Origin of the sequence: Paenibacillus dendrobii (genome assembly GCF_009807035.1) — a bacterium.
In the GTDB taxonomy this organism is placed as follows: Bacteria; Bacillota; Bacilli; order Paenibacillales; family Paenibacillaceae; genus Paenibacillus_AQ; species Paenibacillus_AQ dendrobii.
In genome coordinates, this window is record NZ_WUBI01000006.1 from 307,344 (window position 1) to 330,198 (window position 22,855).

Annotated in this window: 17 protein-coding genes and 1 rRNA gene; 12 read left to right on the plus strand and 6 right to left on the minus strand. The window is 51.9% G+C overall.

Going from position 1 to position 22,855, the window contains the following annotated elements; translation table 11 throughout:
* Positions 1–17: 17 nt before the first annotated feature.
* The 7 genes from lacZ (at position 18) to GRF59_RS27205 (ending at position 12,405) form a co-directional block, all read left to right on the plus strand.
* The gene (gene lacZ / locus GRF59_RS27175) at positions 18–3,113 is read left to right on the plus strand and encodes a beta-galactosidase, LacZ type (RefSeq protein WP_160500848.1); all 3,096 of its coding nucleotides are present in this window, start codon (positions 18–20) and stop codon (positions 3,111–3,113) included.
* Positions 3,114–3,124: 11 nt separating this feature from the next.
* Positions 3,125–3,907: an SDR family NAD(P)-dependent oxidoreductase gene (locus tag GRF59_RS27180; RefSeq protein WP_160500849.1), complete on the plus strand. Its 783-nt coding sequence runs from the start codon at positions 3,125–3,127 to the stop codon at positions 3,905–3,907.
* Positions 3,908–3,997: 90 nt separating this feature from the next.
* On the plus strand, positions 3,998–5,407 hold the full coding sequence (gene gcvPA, locus GRF59_RS27185) for an aminomethyl-transferring glycine dehydrogenase subunit GcvPA (protein ID WP_160500850.1): 1,410 nt from the start codon (positions 3,998–4,000) through the stop codon (positions 5,405–5,407).
* 19 nt (positions 5,408–5,426) lie between these two features.
* On the plus strand, positions 5,427–7,004 hold the full coding sequence (gcvPB, locus tag GRF59_RS27190) for an aminomethyl-transferring glycine dehydrogenase subunit GcvPB (protein WP_160500851.1): 1,578 nt from the start codon (positions 5,427–5,429) through the stop codon (positions 7,002–7,004).
* A 596-nt stretch (positions 7,005–7,600) separates the two neighbouring features.
* Positions 7,601–8,776, plus strand: coding sequence for a glucose-1-phosphate adenylyltransferase (locus GRF59_RS27195; protein ID WP_160500852.1), 1,176 nt, complete (start codon positions 7,601–7,603; stop codon positions 8,774–8,776).
* Between the two features lie 54 nt (positions 8,777–8,830).
* Complete coding sequence (gene glgD, locus GRF59_RS27200) at positions 8,831–9,934, plus strand: glucose-1-phosphate adenylyltransferase subunit GlgD (RefSeq protein ID WP_160500853.1); 1,104 nt, start codon at positions 8,831–8,833, stop codon at positions 9,932–9,934.
* Positions 9,935–9,963: 29 nt separating this feature from the next.
* The gene (locus GRF59_RS27205; RefSeq protein WP_160500854.1) at positions 9,964–12,405 is read left to right on the plus strand and encodes a glycogen/starch/alpha-glucan phosphorylase; all 2,442 of its coding nucleotides are present in this window, start codon (positions 9,964–9,966) and stop codon (positions 12,403–12,405) included.
* A 96-nt stretch (positions 12,406–12,501) separates the two neighbouring features.
* Here the strand turns inward: GRF59_RS27205 and GRF59_RS27210 are convergent, their stop codons facing one another.
* Entirely contained in the window at positions 12,502–13,263 is a 762-nt protein-coding gene (locus GRF59_RS27210) for a GDSL-type esterase/lipase family protein (RefSeq protein ID WP_160500855.1), read from the minus strand.
* A gap of 234 nt (positions 13,264–13,497) precedes the next feature.
* On the opposite strand from GRF59_RS27210, the gene GRF59_RS27215 reads away from it, so the two are divergent.
* Together GRF59_RS27215 and GRF59_RS27220 are read left to right on the plus strand one after the other, a co-directional pair.
* Positions 13,498–13,767, plus strand: a complete 270-nt coding sequence (locus GRF59_RS27215; RefSeq protein WP_160500856.1) for a NifU N-terminal domain-containing protein — start codon at positions 13,498–13,500, stop codon at positions 13,765–13,767.
* A 416-nt stretch (positions 13,768–14,183) separates the two neighbouring features.
* Positions 14,184–15,497 carry an S-layer homology domain-containing protein gene (locus GRF59_RS27220; protein WP_160500857.1) on the plus strand — a complete coding sequence of 438 codons (1,314 nt, stop codon included), beginning with the start codon at positions 14,184–14,186 and terminating at the stop codon, positions 15,495–15,497.
* 137 nt (positions 15,498–15,634) lie between these two features.
* Here the strand turns inward: GRF59_RS27220 and GRF59_RS27225 are convergent, their stop codons facing one another.
* The 4 genes from GRF59_RS27225 to GRF59_RS27240 are packed head-to-tail and all read right to left on the minus strand — an operon-like array spanning position 15,635 to position 19,820.
* A complete protein-coding gene (locus GRF59_RS27225; RefSeq protein WP_160500858.1) occupies positions 15,635–16,657 on the minus strand; it encodes a Gfo/Idh/MocA family protein in 1,023 nt (340 codons plus the stop codon).
* A gap of 44 nt (positions 16,658–16,701) precedes the next feature.
* Positions 16,702–17,781: a Gfo/Idh/MocA family protein gene (locus tag GRF59_RS27230; protein ID WP_160500859.1), complete on the minus strand. Its 1,080-nt coding sequence runs from the start codon at positions 17,779–17,781 to the stop codon at positions 16,702–16,704.
* Entirely contained in the window at positions 17,778–18,635 is an 858-nt protein-coding gene (locus GRF59_RS27235) for a sugar phosphate isomerase/epimerase family protein (protein WP_160500860.1), read from the minus strand. The genes GRF59_RS27230 and GRF59_RS27235 overlap by 4 nt, the downstream gene beginning before the upstream one ends.
* 21 nt (positions 18,636–18,656) lie before the next feature.
* Positions 18,657–19,820, minus strand: coding sequence for a Gfo/Idh/MocA family protein (locus GRF59_RS27240; protein WP_160500861.1), 1,164 nt, complete (start codon positions 19,818–19,820; stop codon positions 18,657–18,659).
* Between the two features lie 156 nt (positions 19,821–19,976).
* On the opposite strand from GRF59_RS27240, the gene GRF59_RS27245 reads away from it, so the two are divergent.
* Positions 19,977–20,804: an AraC family transcriptional regulator gene (locus GRF59_RS27245; protein ID WP_160500862.1), complete on the plus strand. Its 828-nt coding sequence runs from the start codon at positions 19,977–19,979 to the stop codon at positions 20,802–20,804.
* 109 nt (positions 20,805–20,913) lie between these two features.
* On the opposite strand, the gene GRF59_RS27250 is transcribed toward GRF59_RS27245, so the two are convergent.
* Positions 20,914–21,348 (minus strand): Rrf2 family transcriptional regulator, encoded by a 435-nt coding sequence (locus GRF59_RS27250; protein ID WP_160500863.1) that lies wholly within the window; start codon positions 21,346–21,348, stop codon positions 20,914–20,916.
* Between the two features lie 201 nt (positions 21,349–21,549).
* On the opposite strand from GRF59_RS27250, the gene GRF59_RS27255 reads away from it, so the two are divergent.
* Positions 21,550–22,191, plus strand: coding sequence for an NAD(P)-dependent oxidoreductase (locus GRF59_RS27255; RefSeq protein WP_160500864.1), 642 nt, complete (start codon positions 21,550–21,552; stop codon positions 22,189–22,191).
* A gap of 589 nt (positions 22,192–22,780) precedes the next feature.
* Positions 22,781–22,855: ribosomal RNA gene (locus GRF59_RS27260) — 16S ribosomal RNA — on the plus strand; the annotation flags it as partial.

A 22,855-nucleotide genomic window follows, 5' to 3' on the forward strand; every position in this document is an offset into this window, starting at 1 on the left:
GGAGCATGTACAACATCATGACAGAGCGCGACTGGGATAACCTAAGCGTATTGGAAAAAAACCGTTCGAAGAGCAGAGCCTATTTCATTCCGTTCGCGGACCGGGATGGCGCTTTAAGCTACGACAGGGGAAGCTCGCCTTGTTTCAAGTCGCTGAACGGGCTATGGAAATTCCATTTTGCTGAAGGGCCGGAGCTGGCTCCGCAGGATTTTTTCAAGGAAGATTATGATGCCTCGGGTTGGGACGACGTCCGCGTACCTGGACATTGGCAGCTTCAGGGATACGGACATCCGCATTATACGGATCTCTATTATCCGTTCCCGGTAGATCCTCCGCATGTGCCGAACGATAATCCGACGGGGAGTTATGTAAGAGAGTTCGAGCTTCCTGCCCATTGGGACGGGAAAGTCATTTCCATCAAATTTGACGGCGTGGACAGCGCTTTTCATGTATGGCTGAACGGTTCGTTCATCGGTTACAGCCAAGGGAGCCGCTTAACATCCGAGTTTGATCTGACACCATATCTGCTATCCGGCGTGAACCGCCTTGCCGTCCAAGTCTACCAATGGTCTGACGGCAGCTATCTGGAGGATCAGGATATGTGGTGGATGAGCGGCATTTTCCGCGACGTATACCTGATTGCCGAGCCTTCCGTCGTTCGTATTCGCGACTATCGGGTCGTAACCGAACTGGATCAGGAATTGAAGAGTGCGGTGCTGTCGGTCCGACTAGATCAGGCTGGTGAAGATGCCAGGGGAAAGGTGCAGCTTCAATTGCTCGACCGGACAGGGGCGCTCGTTCTGTCTGCCGAGAAAGCTATATCCGGTCCGGCATCGATCGAGTTCAACCTGCCTGTCGCGAAACCTGCATTATGGAATGCGGAAGCGCCTTATTTATATCATCTGGTCGTATCCGTCCTGGATTCGCAGGATCAAATCACGGAAACCATTGCGCAGCGCGTGGGCTTCAGACGCGTCGAAGTGAAGGACGGCCAGTTTCTGGTGAACGGCAAGGCGATTCTGCTCAAAGGCGTCAACCGCCATGACCATCATCCGGATACGGGCCGGACCGTGACGCTGTCTACGATGCTCCAGGATATCAAGCTGATGAAACAGCATAATATCAACGCCGTACGTACGGCGCATTATCCGAATGATCCTCGGTTCTATGACCTGTGCGACGAATACGGCTTGTACGTAATGGAAGAAACCGATCTGGAAACGCATGGATTTGAGCCGCTTGGCAACATTTCGCGTCTCAGCGATGATCCGGCATGGAAGGATGCTTATGTGGACCGGGTCCGCCGCATGGTGGAGCGCGACAAGAACCACCCGTCGGTGATTTTCTGGTCGCTTGGCAATGAGTCTGGATTCGGTTGTAATTTCCGGGCTATGTCCGAGTGGTGCAAGGAACATGATTCCACCCGTCTCGTTCACTACGAGGAAGACCAGGAAGCAGAAGTGTGCGATGTGGTCAGCACGATGTACTCTTCCGTGGAGAAGATGGAGGGCTTCGGCAAAATGGTCGATCATCCGAAGCCGCATATCCTGTGCGAATTCGCCCATGCGATGGGCAATGGACCGGGAGGCCTGCGTCCGTACTTCGATACTTTTGATGCTTACCGGCGCCTGCAGGGCGGCTTCGTCTGGGAATGGATCGACCATGGCCTCCGTCATAAGACGGCGGACGGCAAGGAGGACTATGCGTATGGCGGAGACTACGGGGATGTGCCGAACAACAGCAATTTCGTCATTGACGGACTGGTTCGGCCGGACCGGACTCCATCGCCGGGACTCCTGGAATATAAGAAGATTATCGAACCCGTCAAGGTTGAAATGATAGATACGGGCAAGCTCCGCATTACGAACCGGTATGACTTTGCTGCGCTCGATCATCTGCAGGCGCATTACAGCGTAACGGCAGACGGACGCACGGTTGAAAGCGGCGTGCTTGCTCTGCCGCATATCGGTCCCGGCGAAAGTCGGGAAGTAACGGTGCCGCTGCGGGACGATCAGCCTCCGGCCCGTTTGGAGCCTGGTGTCGAACTGTGGCTGAATGTCGGTTTCACGCTGGCGGCAGACGGCGATTGGGCGCCGCAAGGCCATGAGGTAGCCTGGGCACAGTTCGAACTGCCTGCCGCCGTATATGGCACGTCCGGCAGCCCTGCTTTGCAGCCTGCGCACCGCACATTGGCGGTAACTGAAGAAGGTCGCGAGCTCATTCTCGGCAATGACTTGTTCTGCATCTCCTTTAACTGCCTGCGCCCGGGAATTGCTTCGCTTCGTATGGGCGGCAAGGAGCTGATCCGGCGCGGACCACGCCTGAATTTCTGGCGTGCCCCGATCGACAATGACATGTACGTCCTTACGGATTGGCGCAAAGCCCATCTCGACAGATTGACCGAACGCGTGGACAGTTTCCGCTGGGAGCATGTGGATGAGGCCTCGGTTCAGGTGACCTGGATTACTCGTATTGCTCCGCCCGTTCATGACTGGGGTTTCCGTTGCGAAATTTCCTATACGGTCCACGCAAGCGGTTTGATTGCGATGGACGTCAGCGGGAAGCCGGAAGGAACGCCGCCTGCCATGCTGCCGAAGATTGGTATGCAGCTTGAGATACCCGGCGATATGGATCAGGTGCAATGGTACGGCCGAGGACCGGGTGAGAGCTATTCGGACAGCAAAGAGGCGGGACGCTTCGGCGTATACCGGAGCACGGTCGACGGATTGTTCACGCCATACATCTATCCGCAGGAGAACGGAAACCGGACAGATGTCAAATGGATGTCGATCACGGACGGTGCCGGAATCGGACTGCTTGCGGCAGGCGTTCCGGTGCTTGAATTCAGCGCAAGACGTTATTCAGACGCCGATTTGGAGCAGGCTCAGCATATGAGCGATCTGAAACCGCGCGAGTTCATTACGCTGAATTTGGATTACCGGCAAAACGGACTGGGAAGCAACAGTTGCGGCCCGGCGCAATCGCCGGAGAACGCGGTGAAGCCGGAGCCTTTCCGGTTCCGGATCCTGCTTCAGGCTTACTTATCAGAGGACAGCTCTCCAGAGCGGCTGAGCCGGCGGATGGCAGAAGAAGCCAAACAACATGAATCGTAAGGAGGATAACGATGCTTAATACACAGGATGTTTTGAACTTATCGGGCAAGGTGGCTGTCGTTACGGGAGGGGCTTCAGGAATCGGCTTGGCCACTGCCGAGCTGTTGGCGGACTTCGGAGCCCATGCGGTTCTGATCGATATTAACGAGGCTGCGGGAGAGAATGCAGCCGCGGGAATACGCGGCAAAGGGGGCCAGGCGAGCTTCTACCGCTGCAATGTTACTTCGGCTGCGGACTGCGAGCGCGTAGCCACGGAGATTAACGCGAAGCTTGGAGGCATCCACATTCTGTTCAATAACGCAGGCGTCATCCGCCGCAGAACCGTCACCGAGCTGGAAGAGAAAGATTGGGATCTGGTGCTGAACGTTTCGCTGAAGGGGGTTTACCTCCTGTCGAAGTATATCATTCCGATCATGGAGCAAAGCGGAGGCGGCAGCATCATCAATACGGGTTCCGGGTGGGGGCTTAAGGGCGGAGATCGCGCTGCCGCTTACTGCGCGGCCAAAGCCGGCGTCGTCAATCTGACGAAAGCGATGGCCATCGATCATGGAGCGGCCAACATCCGCGTCAACTGCGTGTCCCCGGGCGACACGGATACACCGCTACTGCGGGACGAAGCCAAGCAGCTGAAGCAGGACGAGGCGGCGTTTCTGGTCGCTTCCGCAGGCGGACGTCCGCTGGAGAGACTCGGCACGCCGCGCGATATCGCGAACGCTGTATTGTTTCTGGCGAGCGACCTGTCTTCCTGGGTAACCGGCAGCGTGCTTGTCGTTGACGGAGGCGGCATTGCTTAGAAACCCATCGGAAGCATAAGCTTCGGTGCTGAAAACCACCCTTTTTGAACACGCACTTTTATCTATTCAACACGAACGGAGGCGCTTCAATTGGCTGACAACAGAACTTATGCCCATCCTTATATACCCAATACCGTCCCGGAAGTCCGGGACGCCATGCTGAAGGAAATCGGACTGACCTCGATGGATCAGCTCCATGACGCCATTCCGGACAGCCTGAAGCTGAACCGGGAGATGAATCTTCCGCCTGCGATGAACGAGTACGAGCTGCGCCGTCACATCGACGGCTTGCTGGCTAAGAACAAGCACGGCGCGGACTACTTGAATTTCCTCGGGGCAGGCTGCTGGCAGCACTTCATTCCTGCCGTGTGCGACGAAATCAATCAGCGTTCCGAATTCGTGACCGCGTATGCCGGAGAGCCTTATGAAGATCATGGACGTTTTCAGGCTTTGTTCGAATATCAAAGCCTGCTTGCCGAGCTGGTGGATATGGACGTCGTGAACGTTCCCACCTTCGATTGGGCTCAGGCGGCTTCCACCGCCATCCGAATGGCGGGTCGGATGACAGGGCGCAAGACGGCCCTGCTGCCGCGATCGGTCGATCCGGATAAGGTGGCGATTATCCGTAATTACTGTACGCCTGTGATGGACATTCAATATATCGAAATCGATCCAGCAACCGGACGAATGGATCTTCAAGATCTTCGCGGCAAGTTAAACGACGACGTAGCTGCCGTCTATTTCGAGAACCCGGGATATCTCGGAATCATCGAGGATCAGGGGGCCGAAATATCCGCGCTTGTCCATGGCGTCAATGGGGTATCCATCGTTGGAGTGGACCCGATATCCCTTGGGGTATTAGATCCGCCGGGACGCTATGGAGCGGATATCATCTGTGGAGATTTGCAGCCTCTTGGCATGCACATGAATTACGGCGGCGGCCAAGCCGGATTTATCGCTACCCGCGATGAGGAGAAATACGTGATGGAGTATCCTTCCCGCTTATTCGGTATCGTGCCGACAGAAGTGGAGGGCGAGTACGGCTTCGGAGATGTCGCTTATGAACGCACATCGTTTGCCCTGCGTGAGAAAGGCAAAGAGTCCGTTGGCACTCAGACCGCTCTTTGGGGGATTACGGCAGGTGTTTATCTGTCCCTGCTCGGACCGGCCGGTATGCAGGAAGTCGGCAGCACCATTATCCAGAAGTCGCATTATGCCGCGAAGCGGTTGTCTGACATTCCGGGCGTATCACTTCGTTTCGAAGGCGCCTTTTTCAAGGAATTCGTCGTTGACTTCAATAATACCGGGCTGACGGTTGCCGAGATTAACGGCCGATTGATGGAGCAAGGAATTTTCGGCGGAAAAAATCTGTCGGCAGCCTATCCGGCGTGGGGCGAGTGTGCGCTGTACTGCGTGACGGAGATTCATACGCAGTCCGATCTGGACCGCCTTGCTGCAGCGCTCCGCTCCATTGTCGCCAATCACCCTGACAGATCATAATGAGGAGGTCGAAGACGTCATGAAACGGATTATCAGAAATCATAAGGTTCGTCAGTTCCATCAAGCCAAATGGGATGAGCCGGTTATTTTCGAACTGCACCAGACCGGAGAACGGGGTGTGATTCCCCCGGGAACCGAGGATGCCGTAGCGGCCGAAGTGGGCAGCATGGAATCCTTGATTCCTGCCTCCATGCAGCGTAGCACAGCTCCCGCGCTCCCGGAGATCGGTCAGGCCAAGGTACTCCGGCACTACTTGAGATTGTCCCAGGAGACGCTGGGATCGGATATGAACGTCGAAATTGGTCAAGGAACCTGTACGATGAAATACATTCCGCGGATCAATGAGATGCTCATTCGCAATCCGCGCATGACTGAACTTCATCCGCTTCAGGATATCGATTCCGTGCAGGGAATGCTGGAGGTTTTCCACAACCTTGATCTCGCGATGCGCGAGATTTCGGGCATGGATGCATTCTCGTTCCAGCCAAGCAGCGGCACTCAGGCGCTGCTCGCCATGGCTTCCATTGTCCGCGCTTACCATGATTCGCGCGGTGAAGGAGCCCGGCGTGACGAGATCATCACGACCATCTTCTCGCATCCTTCCCAGGCAGCAACCGCTGCAGTGAAGGGGTATAAGATCATTACGCTGCACCCGGACGAAGACGGGTTCCCGGATCTGGAGAAGCTGAAGAACGCAGTCTCCGAACGGACGGCAGGCTTCGTCGTTGCCAATCCGGAGGACACGGGCATCTATAACCATCGCATTCGTGAATTTACGGATGTGGTGCATGCTGCTGGCGGGGTCTGCTATTATGACCAAGCCAACGCCAATGGTCTGCTCGGGATTACGCGGGCGAAGGAAGCGGGCTTCGACATGTGCTTCTTCAATCTTCACAAGACCTTTGCAGCACCGCATATGTGCGGAGGACCGGCAACGGGTGCGCTTGGGGTGACGGAGGAGTTGAAGCCTTTCCTGCCCGGACCGCTGGTGGATCTGGATGCGGACGGGCGTTATGTGCTGACCGAGCAAGGTGAAGGCAGTATCGGCAAGGTCCGCAGCTTCCACGGCGTGGCCCAAACTGTGCTCCGTTCTTACGCCTGGATCATGAGCTTGGGGGCAGAAGGATTGAAGGATGTCGCCCAGGTTGCCGTATTGAATAATAATTACCTGTATCATAAAATTCTGCAAATACGTGGCGCGAGCGCCCCGTATATCAAAGGGCGGCGTCTCGAACAAGTCCGCTACAGCTGGAAACAGCTCACGGACGAAACGGGAGTGACGACAGAGGATATTACGCGCCGGATGTGCGATTTTGGACTTCATTACTGGACTTCTCATCATCCGTATATTGTGCCGCAGCCGTTTACGCTTGAACCTACCGAATCCTATTCCAAGGAGGATCTGGACGAATATATCCAGGCGCTTGAGCATATTTCGCATGAAGCCTACACGTACCCTGAGATCGTGAAGTCTGCACCGCACAGCAGCACTGTCCACCGCAACGATGAATCGTCACTCGATGATCCGCAACAGTGGTGCATTACCTGGCGGGCGTATTTGAAGAAAACACAGCCGGAGCTGCAGGAGCAGAAGTAACATGAGCTGCCGTTCCACATAGCGATTAATGGTTATGCCATATATAAAAAGGAGGCCCGGGTAGCCGGGTCTCCTTTTTTATATCACACTCCCGCTTTAGTCTCTTTTATTTTCGCTGCAGCATATCTTAATAAATACTTCCCACATCAGCGCTTGAAAGCTTGTAAAATACTTCTATAGCCCTATTTCATAAGATATAATAAAGTAACAGCATTTGGATTTTCCGCTTACTGACACCTCAAGGCAACCGCAATTTGTAAACCTCAAGAATAACTGCCGCAGCCTGCGGCCGATTTCTCCTATCATCTATGAATGAATTTCTCTTTTATGTACGATTCCTCTTCCCTAATAAGTTTCTCCCGGCAAATAGTCACAAACACCACGATATTCATTCCCTATACAAGAAAATATTCCGAGAAATCCCAATGAGATTACCAAGCAGGTTTCACGTTTAATAATGCCTAGGGATGGCTGTCCGTATGGTCCGGCGTAATGGAAGAATCGCAAGCGAGCCGCCGGTTCGTCACTTTGGTGCTGCGTATTCGTGTCTTCAGGATTGTAACCAGTTCCTTAATTCGAATAAAGGAGAATCAGCCATGAAGAGAAAAGAAGTTGTGGCCATGCTTCTGGCAGGAGGACAGGGAAAACGCCTTAAAGGATTAACGAAGACTTTGGCGAAGCCTGCCGTGTATTTTGGGGGTACATACCGGATTATTGATTTTCCTTTAAGCAACTGTTCCAATTCAGGCATTGATACGGTGGGGGTCCTGACCCAATATGAGCCGCTTGTTTTGCATTCCTACATTGGCGTCGGCAGCGACTGGGACATGGACCGCCGAAGCGGAGGGGTGTACGTGCTGCCTCCTTACGAACGCGAGGACGGAACGAGCTGGTACAGGGGAACGGCTGACGCCATCTACCGGAACCTGAAATTTATTGAACAGTATGATCCTGAGCACGTGCTGATTCTGTCCGGCGACCATATCTACAAGATGGACTATGACCGGATGCTGAATTACCACAAGGAGAAGGATGCCGACTGTACCATTTCGGTGATCGATGTGACCATAGAGGAAGCTACTCGATTCGGGATATTGAATACGGACGATGAGCTTCGCATCTATGAGTTTGAAGAGAAGCCGGTCAAACCGAAGAGCACTTTGGCATCCATGGGCGTGTATTTGTTCAAGTGGGACGTGCTCAAGAAATATCTGCTGCAGAACGTGGACGATCCCCGCACAAGCCACGACTTTGGCAAAGACATCATCCCGCTCATGCTGACCGAGGAAAAGACGCTTTATGCCTATCCTTTTCAAGGCTATTGGAAGGATGTGGGCACGATCACGAGTCTTTGGGAAGCGAACATGGATCTGTTGTCGGAGCACTCGGAATTGAATCTGAATGATCCGAACTGGCGGATCTACACGCGAAATCCGAACCAGCCAGCAGAGTATATCGCTCCTGGGGCAAAAGTGCGGAATTGCATGATCAACGAGGGCTGCTCCGTCTACGGCGAGGTAAATCACTCGGTTCTTTTTTATGGCGTTGAGGTCGGGGAAGGAAGCGTGATCACGGATTCCGTGATTATGCCGCAGGTAAGGATCGGCAGAAATGTGCGCATTCACCGCGCGATTATATCCGAGAGCATGGTGATCGAAGACGGTACGGTCATCGGCGAGGGTCTAGGCTCGGAGAGCGAAATATTATTGATTACCCATGATGATGAAACGGCTCCAAATCATAACTATGCCTCATCCCAAGCTCCGCTTTGAGGATTATGCAAATTCCTTGCAATCATCGAACCAATGAAAAGGACGGTGTGTTTCATGAAGCAACTCATGGGTGTTATTAATCTGGATCATGAGCTCGATTTGTTGAATGAGCTGACGTATTTCCGGTGTGGCGCGGCCGTGCCTTTTGCCGGACGTTACCGGCTGATCGACTTTGTGATGTCCAATATGATGCATGCCGGCGTGCCGGATATCGCACTGTTCGTCCGGCGCAAATACCGTTCTCTCTTGGACCATTTAGGCGAAGGGCGTCCCTGGGATCTGGACCGTAAACGCGGCGGGCTGTTCATTCTCCCTCCCGATTGGAATGACCCGTCCGATGTTTCCACCGGCGAGCTTCAGCATATTCATAACAATCAGGACTTTTTCGAACGGGGCTCCGCTCAATACGTCGTCTATTCGGGGAGCCAGCATTTAAGCAACGTCGATTTTTGCGAGGCGTATGATTATCATTTGTCCCAGGAAGCCGACGTGACCCTGATCTATACGAAGGTAAACCAGCTTCGTCCGGAGCACCATCCCTGCACCCGGCTTGACGTGGGCGAGAACGGGCGGGTGACCGACATTCATCATGAGCGGGACCATGCCAATATCTATATGGAAATGTTCATCATGAAGAAAAAGCTGTTTCTCCAGCTCGTCAAACAGTGCATCGCCCATGGCGAAAGCCATTTCTTCCGGGATGCCATTCTGAAAAACAGACGGAGGCTCAATATTTCCGGTTACGAATACAAGGGATACCATGCGGTCATTAACTCGCTCGAAAGCTATTACCGCAACAGTCTGGATCTGCTTCAGCCGGAGAAATACAATTCATTGTTCCGGGAACAGCCGGTTCACACGAAGATCAAATACGAAGTTCCGGCCAAATACCTGGAGACTGCGGACGTTACCAATTCCTTGGTCGCGAACGGCTGCCAGATCGGCGGAACGGTCGACAGCAGCATTTTATTCCGCGGTGTTCAGGTGAAGGAAGGCGCCCGGATCCACAACTCCATTATTATGCAGAAGTGCATTATTGAAGAGAATGTGGTGCTGGAAAACGTCATTCTCGACAAGGACGTCGTCATATCCCGGGGCCGCAAGCTTCAAGGGGACGTAAGAAAGCCATTTGTGGTCGCGAAGGACACGGCGATTTAATTTTGATGAACGTCAGGAGGAAGCTTCTTTTGTTTAACAACAAGGAATTATTCAAAACGGCATTCAAGGAACAGTTGGTCAGCCGGTTGGGTAAAAACATGGATGAGGCCACGCCGGCAGATATCTATAAAATACTGGGAACGCTGATTCGTGAAGTTATCGGGCGGGAATGGGCAGAAACCAATCAAGCCTATAAAACGCAGGGGGAGAAGCAGGTATATTATTTCTCGATGGAATTTTTGATTGGAAGGCTGCTCGGGAACAATCTGTTGAATCTCGGCATGCTTACGACCGTCCGGGATGGACTACGGGATTTGGGCTGGAATCTGGAGGAGATCGAGGAACAGGAGCCGGATGCGGGGCTTGGAAACGGGGGACTTGGGCGCCTTGCCGCTTGTTTCATGGATTCTCTCGCTTCCCTTGGGTATGCAGGTCATGGATGCGGCATCCGGTATAAGTATGGTCTGTTCGAGCAGAAAATCATTGACGGCCATCAGGTCGAGCTGCCCGATGACTGGCTGCAAAAGGGGAACGTGTGGGAAGAACGCCGTGCGGATAAGCGGATCGAGGTTCGTTTTTGGGGCCGGGTAGAGATTTCGGAAGAGGATGGCCGCACGGTTTTTCATACTGTGGATTATGAGAGGGTTTGGGCCGTGCCTTATGATGTACCGATCATCGGGTATGGCGATCTTCACGTCAATACCCTCAGGCTCTGGAGCGCGGAATCGGCGATGGACCCGGCAAAAATGCGAATGGAAGGCCAGCGCAGCTACCATCAATTTCTGGACTACAACCGCTCGGTCGAATCGATCTCCGAATTCCTGTACCCGGACGATTCAGGATACGAAGGCAAGCTTCTCCGCTTAAAACAGCAGTACTTCTTATGCTCGGCAGGACTTCAGAGCGTGCTGAGAACTTTTGAGAAGCTAGGGCTTTCTTACCATGAACTTCCCCATAAGGTGGCTGTTCATATTAATGATACACATCCGACGCTGGTCATTCCGGAGCTGATGCGCATTCTGATTGACGAAAAAGGATTCGGTTGGGACGAAGCTTGGGACGTTACGACCCGCACGGTTTCATATACCAATCATACGCTGCTGAGCGAAGCCTTGGAGAAGTGGCCGGTTCCTATGGTTCGCGAGCTTTTGCCGCGGGTGTACATGATCATCGAAGAGATCAATAAGCGCTTCTGCGGCATGCTTCTGGAACGTTTTCCGCAGCGGCAGGACTTGGTTTCACGGATGGCCATGATCGAAGGAGATCAGGTCAAAATGGCACATTTGGCGATTATCGGCAGCTATAGCGTCAACGGTGTCGCCCAGCTGCATACGGAATTGCTGAAAAATGACGTCATGAAGCCGTTTTACGAGCTATACCCGGAACGTTTCAACAATAAAACCAACGGTATCACCCACCGCCGCTGGCTCATGCATGCCAATCCGAAGCTCAGCCAATTAATCAGCGACAGCATCGGCACGGATTGGATCAGACATCCCCATCAGCTGCTCCGGCTGGAATCGTTCAAGGATGATCCGTCTTTTCAGGAGCGAATCATGGAGATCAAGCGCGGCAACAAGCTGCGCCTGGCTGCTTACATTCAGCAGAAGCAGGGCATCGCGGTCGATCCGGCATCGATCTTTGATGTGCAGGTGAAGCGGCTTCACGGCTACAAAAGACAACTGATGAACATCTTGCATGTCATGCATTTATACAATGAAATCAAGGATCAACCGTCAGCAGACCGTGTGCCGCGCACATTTATATTTGGGGCCAAGGCAGCACCAGGATATTATCTGGCCAAAAGCATCATCAAGCTGATTAACGTGGTAGCGGATGTCGTGAATCACGATCCGCAGATAAACGGCAAGTTGAAGGTGCTTTTTCTGGAGAACTATTCGGTGTCGCTTGCGGAGAAGATTATCCCGGCAGCGAATGTGAGCGAACAGATTTCCACGGCCGGAAAAGAGGCTTCAGGCACCGGTAACATGAAGTTCATGATGAATGGTGCCTTGACCATCGGCACGCTGGACGGTGCCAACGTGGAGATGCATGAAATGCTTGGGGATGACAACATGTTTCTCTTCGGCTTACGTTCGGAAGAGGTGACGAACTACTATAAATTCGGAGGATACTTAGCCAGAGAGGTATATAACGCGGATGCGAGGATCAAACGGGTCATGGACCAGCTGGTATCGCCAGGTCCGTTCTGCTGCCATGAACAGGAATTCGGAATGATCTATCAGTCCATCCTGGACCATAACGACGAGTTTTTTGTTCTTCGCGATTTTGCCGATTATGCGAAAACCCAGGTGGCCGTTGAGCAGGCATTCCTGAATTCGCAGTCTTGGGCCTCCAAATCGATCGCTAACATTGCTCACGCGGGATACTTCTCGAGTGACTGCACGATTAACCGTTACGCCGCCGACATTTGGCAGATCCGGCCGGTGCGGCCGCTGCTGGAAGTATGATATCGGGTACAACCAAAAGGCAGCCTGCTCAGGCTGCCTTTTTCGCATATATTTTTGATGAATAGTAAGGACGGAAATCGCATTGCTGGGAGGTCATCACGATTCGTAAGCGATATTCGACCCGCCGTCCCGCAGCAAATGCCTGTAATTCGTTTTGACGAATTCCACGACCTTGTCGTAAATAATTCGGTGCCCTTCCTGATTCGGATGAATGCCGTCGGAGCAGAGGAATTTCGTGAAATCGGGATGCGCCAGAAAGGCGCCACGCACGTCGATGTATTTGGTCTTCGTCAATTCGGAAACCTTCAGAATGGTCGAATTGTAACGTTCCTGCCACCAATAGATTTTCGTGACGCTGCCGAGCCATTTCATGATATTTCTTTCCGCTTCCGGATTGTTCTGACTGACCCATTTGAAATACTTGTCCGCATTCAGCGGGGGAAGGCTCATGAGGATCGGAATAATCTGCTGGCTCTTCAGTTCATTCACCGTCTTGATAAGCATCGATTCGAATGTATTAAAATCCGTTTTCGGATGATGCTCTGCATCGGGATCCGTTGCGATCTCGTTCCAGTTAAAGTCGCAATCATTACCGCCGTACTCGATCAGCACAATGTTAGGCTTTTCCTTTAGAACATCCTTTTTCAAATTGCCGATTCCCTTTAGCAGCGTATTGCCGAACCTTGCTGTATTGCGTACCGCGCCCTTTAGCTTGCTTTGAAGAAGAGAGACATAGTTGTCTTCCAGAATCACGTACCTTTTTCGAACTTCATCATACACGACCCCTTTGGAGATGGAATCTCCGGAGACGATATATTTCGCGTCGTCATCCCCAAAATCAAAATGAAAACCGCCCACAGCTTCACCCCGTTTCCATGTTTTACTCTTCCTTCATTGTAGTTTAGCGGCTTCCTTTAAAGCAAGTGAACATCATTGGGGCGGGGAGGAAATACTGGATATTTATGTCGGGTATTTAACGGAACCGTTTACATTTGAATGGAATGGTGCAATGGTCTGAGATATTTTGTTCAGGAATAATTTCGTAACTCAGGGTCCCTCATGGTATAATCACCAAAAACAAGGAGTGATACCATGACAGTTCAATATAATGTACAAGCCACACCCAATCCGAATTCCGTTAAAATTAACACGAATACCGTTCTTTTCGAAGGTCCGAAAAGCACTTCCCTGAAAAGCGGCGAATCGACGGATCATCCGCTTGCAAGCGCCTTGCTTCGCATTGAAGGTGTTGACAACATTTTTGGAATTAAGGATTTCGTTACGATCAGTAAAACACCGGACGCCGATTGGGATGACATTTTATCTCAGGTAGAAGCTGCATTTAACGAGATTTATGCCTAAAAACAGGAGTATGTTCCTGTATTATTTTCCTTTCTGATCCAATCGCTGGTGCTTCGGGCACTGGCGATTTTTGCGTTTTTCACCATTCGCTCCTTCGTCTTCCAGTCTTATCTGTATCGAAATGTTAATTTCTTCAATACAGCATGTAGCAATATTTTCTAATCAACTGGAGCAGGGGCTGAAGATTAGTCATAAAGTGCTGCATTCCATAGCCTGAGAGCCTATTTCCCGGATGTACAAAAGATGCTTATAGTTAAAGCGGCTTAGTCTCGGTTTCCTGGTTATTAGGGAGGATCTCCGTACCCGTTTGGCCTATTCACAAGGCAGGACAATTGTGGTTTTCTGAATAATAGTGACGAATGGTGACTAACTTGCTTGAAGCGAATGGAAGATTTTCTAATGCAGGAGGCCTAGCAATGAATGATCAGATAGGTAGAAAGAAGATGACTTTACCGATCCGTATCCTGCTTTCCGCTTTGATTTTGACAGGACTAATGGATGGAGCGGGCTTGACCGGAGGACGGCAGGTGGAAGCGGCGGCTGCGGTGTCGGGGAACCCGCAAGCAGCATTTAAGGACATCAAGGGACATTGGGCCTTGGATCAGATTAATGAAATGGTGCGGCAGGGAATTTTGGACGGCTACCCAGACGGCAGCTTCAAGCCGAATGAACCGGTCAAGGTGGACCAATTTATTAAAATGCTGATTTTATCCTTCAGCGATCTGCACCCGAATCAGGAACGGAGCTGGAAAGGATCGTTTCTGGACATGCTTTCCGAAGAAAACCGGACGATCCTGAAGCAGGATTACCGCTATTTTAATTTTAAGCCTGCCATGACCGGATATTGGGCGAAACCATACATAGACGTGGCCAGCGACCTCAACTTTTTGAGCAAGAACCGCTTCGGCGATTTCCAGGCGGACATGACCCGGGAAAATGTGGCGGAGATTATTTTTTATACGCTTCAGGAAACGGAATTCTTGGAGGATGAGCAGTTCAGCCGTTCGGTGGCACAGTCTTACGGCGATTTGACGAGCGCGAACGACCGGGAACAAAAATTCATTGCGGAATCCCTGATCAAAGGAGTGATGCAGGGGTACCCGGATGGAAGCTTTGGCGTAGGACGCTATGTCACCCGTGCAGAGTCGTTGGTGATTCTGAACCGGTTAGCCGACAAGACGAAGCGCATTCCGATCAAGCCTGAGTCCGATAAGCTGCAGCGGCTTGTGCCGACGGCAGGCGGAGGGCAAAAGATCGTTGCATTCCCTGACAAACAAATGTGGGATGCTTACGAAACGTTGATCCAAGCGGGCAAGCTGCGCGGCACCAACTATGACATGCTGGAAACGACGCTGCGGCTGTACAAGGACGAGAAGGAGAAGAAGGCCGTCCAGCAAAGCACGGGAATCGGCAATGTAGGAGCGGGTACGAGCGTGCCTCAGGAAGAGGCCGCGATCTGGCTGGACCCTACGTTTAATACCTACGGGATCACTGTCCGCCTTCGCGAGGGCACGTTGGCACGCAACAAGGAATCGATCGAATTGTTCACGAATCAGCTGTTCGCCTATGATGCGATCGCATTCCACCGCTGGTTTGATTCTATCTGCACGGAAGTGGAGGCAGGACGCCCACTCGCTTCCAAGCAAGCCAATGTCGGCGGGTACACCGTCAATGCTCTGGTAGACAACGCGCAGCAAACGGTTGTGTTCTCCATAGCGGTGAAGAAGTGATTTCAACATCGCAATACACGAACGATTAACGAGTATACAAATAAAAGCTCATACACGGATAGCAGCGCCACATACCTTTTGAGGCAGAACGCTACTCCGTGCGTGAGCTTTTTAATTTAGAGTGCAGAAGGCTGGTACTATGCAGGAGGAAACCGTAGTCCTTTACGGCTCCGGGTATATTCATATAAATCGTCGATCAGCTGCAGCGCCTTGATCCCTTCTTCCGCACCGATCCAAAAAGGACGATCCTCCCGTACATGCGCGTAAAAGTCGGCAATCAGCTTACGGTGGCTCGTTCCCCAGTAGGATTTGCCCCCGCTACGGGTGCTTGGCGGCTCACACAGCATGGTTTCCTGTCCGTCTTTCCAGAGATAAAGCGTATCCCGGCGCTGTAGCAGAACTCCATGCTCAAACACGATTTCAAGTTCGACCGGAGAATCGGTACCGTAGGCATTCGTTCCGTAAAATAACGCCCTTGCACCGCTGGCAAAGTCGATGCAGGCGTGCGCGGTATCATCAACCTCGATGGTTTCTTCCAGTGCGTCTGTCGTCACGCTGCCTTTGACCGAGATAACCGACCCGCCAAACCATTGCAGCAGATCAAGGGTGTGCAGAGTCTGATTGATCAGCACGCCTCCGCCCTCCGTAGTCCATCTGCCCCTCCATGCGGCACTTCCATAGTAGGCCTGGTCGCGGTGCCAGGTGACAATGCCCTTCATGCAGATGAGCTTACCCAGCCCGCCGGAGCCGATATATTCATGAATCATTTGTGAGGCTGCATTATAGCGGTTTTGAAAGGTGATGCCTAGCTGCGAGTTACTGTTGCTGGCTGCTTCCAGCAGCGCCTTGGCCGATGCGATGTTCTCGGCCATCGGCTTCTCGGTCAGGACATGCTTTCCGGCTGCCAGAAGTTCGATAGCCATTTGGGCGTGTTCATGATGCGGAGTGCACAGATGAACGATCTGAATATCATCTCGGCTAAGCAGGCTGCGGTAATCGGAAGCGGCCTCGCAGCCGTACCGATTTGCCGCCATTTGTGCTTTTTCCGGGTCCGTATCGACAACGATGCGAAGCTCCGCGTTTTCCAGTTCCATGACCGCGTCCGCGTGGAGCGGGAAAATGGAACCGCAGCCGATGATGGCTGCTCCTATGTTATTCATGGGATCCCGTCCTGTCATTAAATGGATTCGTACAAAGCCATGGCTTAAGAGATGCGAAGAGCCATTTCCTGAGCTTTCAGGCACAGCTCGGCGGCTTTGAAGGCATGCTCCTGCGTCATGGCATGCTCAGTACGGTGAAGGCAATCGAGAATCAGCTCGCCAAAAAACGGATAGCCGACCTGTCCGTGAACGGCAAAATGCTGCTCACCGTCTTTATTGACCAAGTAGACATGGTCGCCGTCTTGTTCTCGGGCCACGTCGATGTATTTCCGGAGCTCGATGTACCCTTCCGTTCCGAGGATGAACGTTCTGCCATCGCCCCATGTTCCAAGCCCATCCGGCGTAAACCAGTCCACGCGGAAATACTGGGAAGCGCCGGTATCGCCTACCAGCGTTGCATCTCCGTAATCCTCAAGTTCCGGGTACTCCGGATGATTGTAGTTGGCGATTTTGCTGTGGAGCACCTGAGCGTCCTTGCTGCCTGTATAGTACAGGAACTGCTCGATCTGATGGCTGCCGATATCGCACAGAATGCCGCCGTATTTCTCCTTTTGGAAAAACCAGTCCGGACGGGTAGAAGCGCTCAGGCGGTGGGGTCCGAACCCGGTTACCTGCAGTACGCGTCCGATGGCGCCTTCTCGGATCAGATGTCCGGCATATACCGCAGATTCCACGTGAAGCCGCTCGCTGAAGTACACCATGTACTTGCGGCCTGTTTCCCGTACCTTGGCGCGCGCGGCTTCCAGCTGCTCCATGGCGGTAAACGGCGTTTTATCCGTAAAATAATCTTTGCCCGCATCCATGACCCGCAGGCCGAGCGCGCACCGCTCGGAAGGAACGGCTGCAGCTGCAACTAGCCGAACATCCGTATCTTCCAGAATTTGTTCCAGGCTGTCTGCCGCGGTCGCACCCGGGAATTTGGAAGCCATGGCCTCAGCCTTGGCGTGATCGGGATCGTACACCCATTTGAGTACGGCCCCGGCTTCGGTTAATCCTTTGCACATGCCTTGGATATGGCCATGGTCCAGTGCTGCTGCTGCAAAGACGAATTCGCCGGGATTTACGACATGATTCGGTTTGCCCTGCGGCGCATAGTTCATTCCGTCATGTTTGGATTGGCTCATAAGCTCTGCATCCCTTCGCGGATCAGCAAGGCGAACTCCTTCAATAGCTCACTTGAAGTGAATTGTTCGCTGAAGTCCTCGATGCCAAGGTATCCATCGTAACCAACGCTTTTCAGATCCTGCAGCAGGTTTGTGAAATTGACGATGCCTTCCCGCATCGGAGCCCATTCCGAGCGCCAGTTTGCCGTTCCGTCTTCGCGCCGGCCATCCGCAACCCAGCGGGCATTTTTGACGTGCACATGCGCGAGATACGGACCGAGCAGCTGCATCCCCATGCGGAAATGCTCGTAACCTTCATGCACCATGTTTCCGGGATCGAACAGCACGCCGATATGATCCGGATCGCAGTGGCTGACCAGCCGGTGAGCCAGGCTTGCGCTTGGCGCGATGGTTCTGTGATGTGTCTCCACGATCCCTTTCACGCCGTATTGTTTAGCCAGCCGCTCGGCTTCTTTTAGATAACGAACAGTGGACTCATACAGCTCGGGATAAGACTGCGTGCCATCATAGGGTGAAGCGCCAACGCGGATCATTTTGGCTCCCAGCAGGCGGGCTGTATGGAAAACATGCTCGGTGGCATCCAGATTCAGATCATTCAAATAAGGAGTCACGCTGACGACTTCAAGCCCTGCACCTTCTGTGATTTGCTTGAATTTGAGCATCTCAGGTTCGGAAAGGGAAGGATCGATAGAGCATATGTTTTTTCCCCAGAAAGAAGGCTTATCTGCTGCAACGCTCGCCGGAACCTCCTTGAATCTCCATTCGACGCCATCCAGGCCGGCTTCTTTGGCTGATTTCACCAGTTCTTCCGGGGTCAGGTCCGGAGTTACCACGGTAAATACGGAAAGTTTCATTGTATAATAGCCTCCTTGGGATTAGTGGGTTCCTTTTACATTTAAAACGGCAGCTGCGGATTGTTCTTTGTGGAATGTGGAATTCCGTATTCTTTCCTGTAGTTTCTCATAGAAAAGCTCCTCATCCAGGGGCAGATCCACCCAATTATCGGTCCAAGCGGACAGATGCATGGCATTGGAGATCGTCAGGCCGTGAATGCCTTCTTCGCCGGGAGCAAGCAGCTTTTCACCGTGGAGAAGGGCATTCGTAAAGTTCTGCAGAATCCCTTTGTGCTGCGGTCCGCCTCCCCCTGGCACCGGGATGTCACATGTCCAGCATTCCGGCTGCCCGAAGCCGCCCGTATATTCGCGGTTGAACTGCGGCTCAGGCACGCGCAGGCGCCAGAAGGTCAGCTTACCGTCTTCGATGACGATTTTGCCGTTGTCACCGCTGATTTCGTAACGGTTCGTTCCCGGGCTTTCGCCGACCGTCGTTACGAATACGCCTGTGGCGCCGTTCTCGTATTCTACATAAGCCGTCACGTCGTCTTCGACTTCAATATTCCGGTACTTGCCGAATTGGCAGAATGCCCGCACCCGTTTTGGCATCATGCCGGTTGTCCACTGCCAAAGATCCAGCTGGTGCGGGTCCTGATTCAGCAGGACGCCGCCGCCCTCGCCGGCCCATGTCGCGCGCCAGCCGCCCGAATTATAGTAGCTCTGGGAGCGGTACCAGTTCGTGATGATCCAATTCGTTCTTCTGACGGTTCCGAGCTCACCGGATTGGATGAGATCGCGCAGCTTCGCATATAGCGGGTTCGTGCGCTGGTTATACATGATGCCGAACTGCTTGCCGGATTTGGCGGCAGCCTCGTTCATTTCGCGGACGGCCTTGGTAAATACGCCCGCAGGCTTTTCCACAAGCACATGGTAACCGTTTTCAAACGCCTGGATCGCCATGCCCGGATGATCGTAATGCGGTGTGGCAATCAGGACCGTGTCCATCGCCCTGGAAGCCCAGAAAGCTTCCGGTGTATCAAAAAGCTGCACAGATTCGGGCAAATTGTCTTTGGCCCATTGCAGCCGCTGCGGATTGGTATCGCAAATCGCTGTCAGCTCGGCCCCCTGAATGTCCCCGCTGAGACTCTGAGCGTGCGTCGAGCCCATATTTCCTATTCCGATAATGCCAAAGCGTACTTTTTCCATGTCGGAATTCCACCTCTCATATCTGCTATTCTCCATAAGCTTAGCCTGAAACGAAACGTGTGAGAATGACTTAGATTAAGAGGCTTTTGCACAAAATTAAGGTGTTTTCGATAAATTGCAGTGCTACAATAAGTCTTAGATGAGGGAGGCGATGAAATGGAGCAATCACTCGATATGACCGGACGGCTGCCGGAAAGCTTGACGGTGAACATCAGCTACGCCCAATACAGGGAGGGTTTCCCCGGATGGAACCGCACGGAAATTGCTCCGTCGTTTCACCGCTTCTATTTTATTGCGGAAGGCAGCGGATCGGTGGTTCTGAACGGCGTTACCTATGAACCGAAGCCCAATCAGATGATGATCATGCCTGCGGGCACGAGCCAGATGGCCCTAACGAATCAGGAAGACCCTTATTCGCGTTACTTCTGTCATTTTGATGCGCAGGTAGGGGAATGGCCTTTATTTTCGGCCGACAGTCAATTGTATATTTGCGATGCCCGGGACCCCGGTTTCATTGAACGCACCTTTACCGAGCTTGTGGAGCAGTTTCATGCTGGAGGCCCTTTTTCCGTGCTGCGTACCCAGGCTTGCCTGCTGACGATGCTTGCCAGTTGTCTGGAAGATGGAGAGTATACGGATTTTTGGAAGGATTTCATTCGGCAGACGGAATCGAGCAAACTAGGGGATGTGCTGGCTTATATCCACAAACACCTGCATGAACCGATGGAAATCGAGCTGTTGGCGGAAATCGTCCATTTGCATCCGAATTACTTCATTCCCTATTTCAAAAAGATCATGGGTGTCACGCCGATGCATTACGTCCAGCGCAAACGGATGGAGGAGGCGAAGCGGCTGCTGTCATATACGGATGCGGCCATCTCGGATATCGCGGATCAGATCGGCTTGCAACTTGCGTATTTTTCCAGGCAGTTTAAGGGCCATACAGGCTTGTCGCCTACGGCGTACCGCGCTTGTACCCGGTAGGATTCGCTCTTGGTGATGCATAATGATGTGGCATAATAAAGGGTGTTAATATGCAAAAAGCCGGCTGCTAGGCAGTCGGCTTTTTGCTGTTTGCATCTATGGCCAAAACTTAAACGTTATCGGATTCGAGAATATCTTGAACGACCTCAGCGAGAGTAACGATCTCCAGCGAATGTTCCATGGCCTTTTGAGCGGCGGAAAATTGCTTGGTGAGCGATTGCTGAATATTTCTGCCAACGATGCATTCCGGATTGGGATGCTCATGCGAGCTGAACAAATCGTTTTCGGCCACCACGTTAACGGCTTTATAGACATCCAGCAACGTAATTTCTGCAAGCGGTTTGGCAAGCTCAGCCCCGGCAACTCCGGCACGTACATGGACGAGCCCTGCGCCTTTTAGCATACTCATGACTTTTCGAATGACGACGGGATTGGTATTGACGCTGCCGGCAAGGTATTCAGAGGTGTTAGTAGCTTTCTCCTTGTTAATCGCCAGCAGGCACAAAATGTGTATCGCGACAGAAAATCTGCTGCTGATGGACACGCGACATCCCTTCTTTCTTCCTATACGAATATATTCATTTATAGCATGACCATACTATTGTTACAAGTCAATATGCATGACAATGGTTGACAAAACAAATAGATGTATCTATCATGGTTACAGGTAATCAAATATATTACAGGTTTACGGGGAAGAGGTATGTTCCCGAATCTGAACTGAACATATGGGAGGAAAAATATTATGAAAATTGCAGTTATCGGCGCAAGCGGCAAGGCAGGGAGCCTGATCTACCAAGAGGCAGTGAAACGCGGGCATGAAGTCACAGCCATCGTCAGAAACGCAGGTAAATTGCAAGGAGAGCATTCTAAGGTCGTAGAGAAGGATCTTTTTAATCTGACTTCCGAGGATCTGAAACCATATGATGTGGTTGTTAATGCTTTTCAAGCGCCTCCCGGCAGCGAGCACTTACATGTGGAAGCGGGCAGAACGCTCATTCAAGCATTAAAGGGAGCTCCTAATACGAAGTTATTCGTTGTTGGCGGAGCAGGCAGCTTGTTTGCGGACGAAGCCAAAACGCTGAAGGTCATGGATACGCCTGATTTTCCAGCCATCTATTATCCTACAGCCTCCAACCAAGGTAAAAACCTTGAGGACCTGCAGCAGTCCGAAGGAATCACATGGACATTCCTCAGCCCTTCCGCATTTTTTGACCATGAAGGCAAAAGAACTGGAAGCTACAAGGCAGGGAAAGACCATCTGCTGACGAACTCCAAGGGAGAAAGCTACATCAGTTATCCCGATTATGCAATTGCTGTTATGGATGAAATCGAGAACCCGAAACATGTCAATGAGCGCTTTACCGTTGTCGGCGAACAGAACTGATCTGGATTTAAGTATTGCTGGCTAGGGAGTAGCGGTCCTTTCGGATGCATCTAATGTATGATACCGATGCGATCTCAATGTGATTGCTACTGGGAAACAAGCATGCGTACTCTGCGATACCTCAATATATAGAAGAAAATTTAGTTTAAGCCTGGGCAGAGCACTCAAGCCCAGGCTTTCTTCTCGCTCAAAAGAAATAATTGCTAATTGTAAAATTTTGTCGCTTGCGAATATGTTTTAATCGTGGTACATTATAAATCCGGCCGACGAACATCGATCGGAAATGAGATTGAAGAAGAGCTTCGAAAAAAAGAATTTGAAAAAAAGTTCTTGCAAAGCTCGAAAGAACATGGTATTATATAAGAGTTGCTGCTGAAACAAAATGTTGAAGCGGAAACGAGAGGAATTTGATCTTTGAAAACTGAACAACGAGTGAGATACAGACTTCAGTGATGAAGTCGAAACGCAAAGCAGTTCGGTCCCCGAACTGTGGAGCACAAATGAGATTTTAAGTAATGAATTTTTGATTGGGGTTTGCCTCATTCAAAAATTCATTATATCTCGTCAGTTTCAAAATGAGCTACAAACTTTCTTGGAGAGTTTGATCCTGGCTCAGGACGAACGCTGGCGGCGTGCCTAATACATGCAAGTCGAGCGGACTTGA

Coding starts and splice junctions, on each gene's coding strand:
- GRF59_RS27215 (WP_160500856.1), top strand. CDS start 13,498: ATGACAGTTCAATATAATGTACAAGCCACACCCAATCCGAATTCCGTT.
- GRF59_RS27230 (WP_160500859.1), bottom strand. CDS start 17,781: ATGAGCCAATCCAAACATGACGGAATGAACTATGCGCCGCAGGGCAAA.
- GRF59_RS27240 (WP_160500861.1), bottom strand. CDS start 19,820: ATGGAAAAAGTACGCTTTGGCATTATCGGAATAGGAAATATGGGCTCG.
- GRF59_RS27235 (WP_160500860.1), bottom strand. CDS start 18,635: ATGAAACTTTCCGTATTTACCGTGGTAACTCCGGACCTGACCCCGGAA.
- GRF59_RS27225 (WP_160500858.1), bottom strand. CDS start 16,657: ATGAATAACATAGGAGCAGCCATCATCGGCTGCGGTTCCATTTTCCCG.
- GRF59_RS27220 (WP_160500857.1), top strand. CDS start 14,184: ATGAATGATCAGATAGGTAGAAAGAAGATGACTTTACCGATCCGTATC.
- gcvPB (WP_160500851.1), top strand. CDS start 5,427: ATGAAACGGATTATCAGAAATCATAAGGTTCGTCAGTTCCATCAAGCC.
- GRF59_RS27195 (WP_160500852.1), top strand. CDS start 7,601: ATGAAGAGAAAAGAAGTTGTGGCCATGCTTCTGGCAGGAGGACAGGGA.
- GRF59_RS27245 (WP_160500862.1), top strand. CDS start 19,977: ATGGAGCAATCACTCGATATGACCGGACGGCTGCCGGAAAGCTTGACG.
- glgD (WP_160500853.1), top strand. CDS start 8,831: ATGAAGCAACTCATGGGTGTTATTAATCTGGATCATGAGCTCGATTTG.
- lacZ (WP_160500848.1), top strand. CDS start 18: ATGACAGAGCGCGACTGGGATAACCTAAGCGTATTGGAAAAAAACCGT.
- GRF59_RS27255 (WP_160500864.1), top strand. CDS start 21,550: ATGAAAATTGCAGTTATCGGCGCAAGCGGCAAGGCAGGGAGCCTGATC.
- GRF59_RS27180 (WP_160500849.1), top strand. CDS start 3,125: ATGCTTAATACACAGGATGTTTTGAACTTATCGGGCAAGGTGGCTGTC.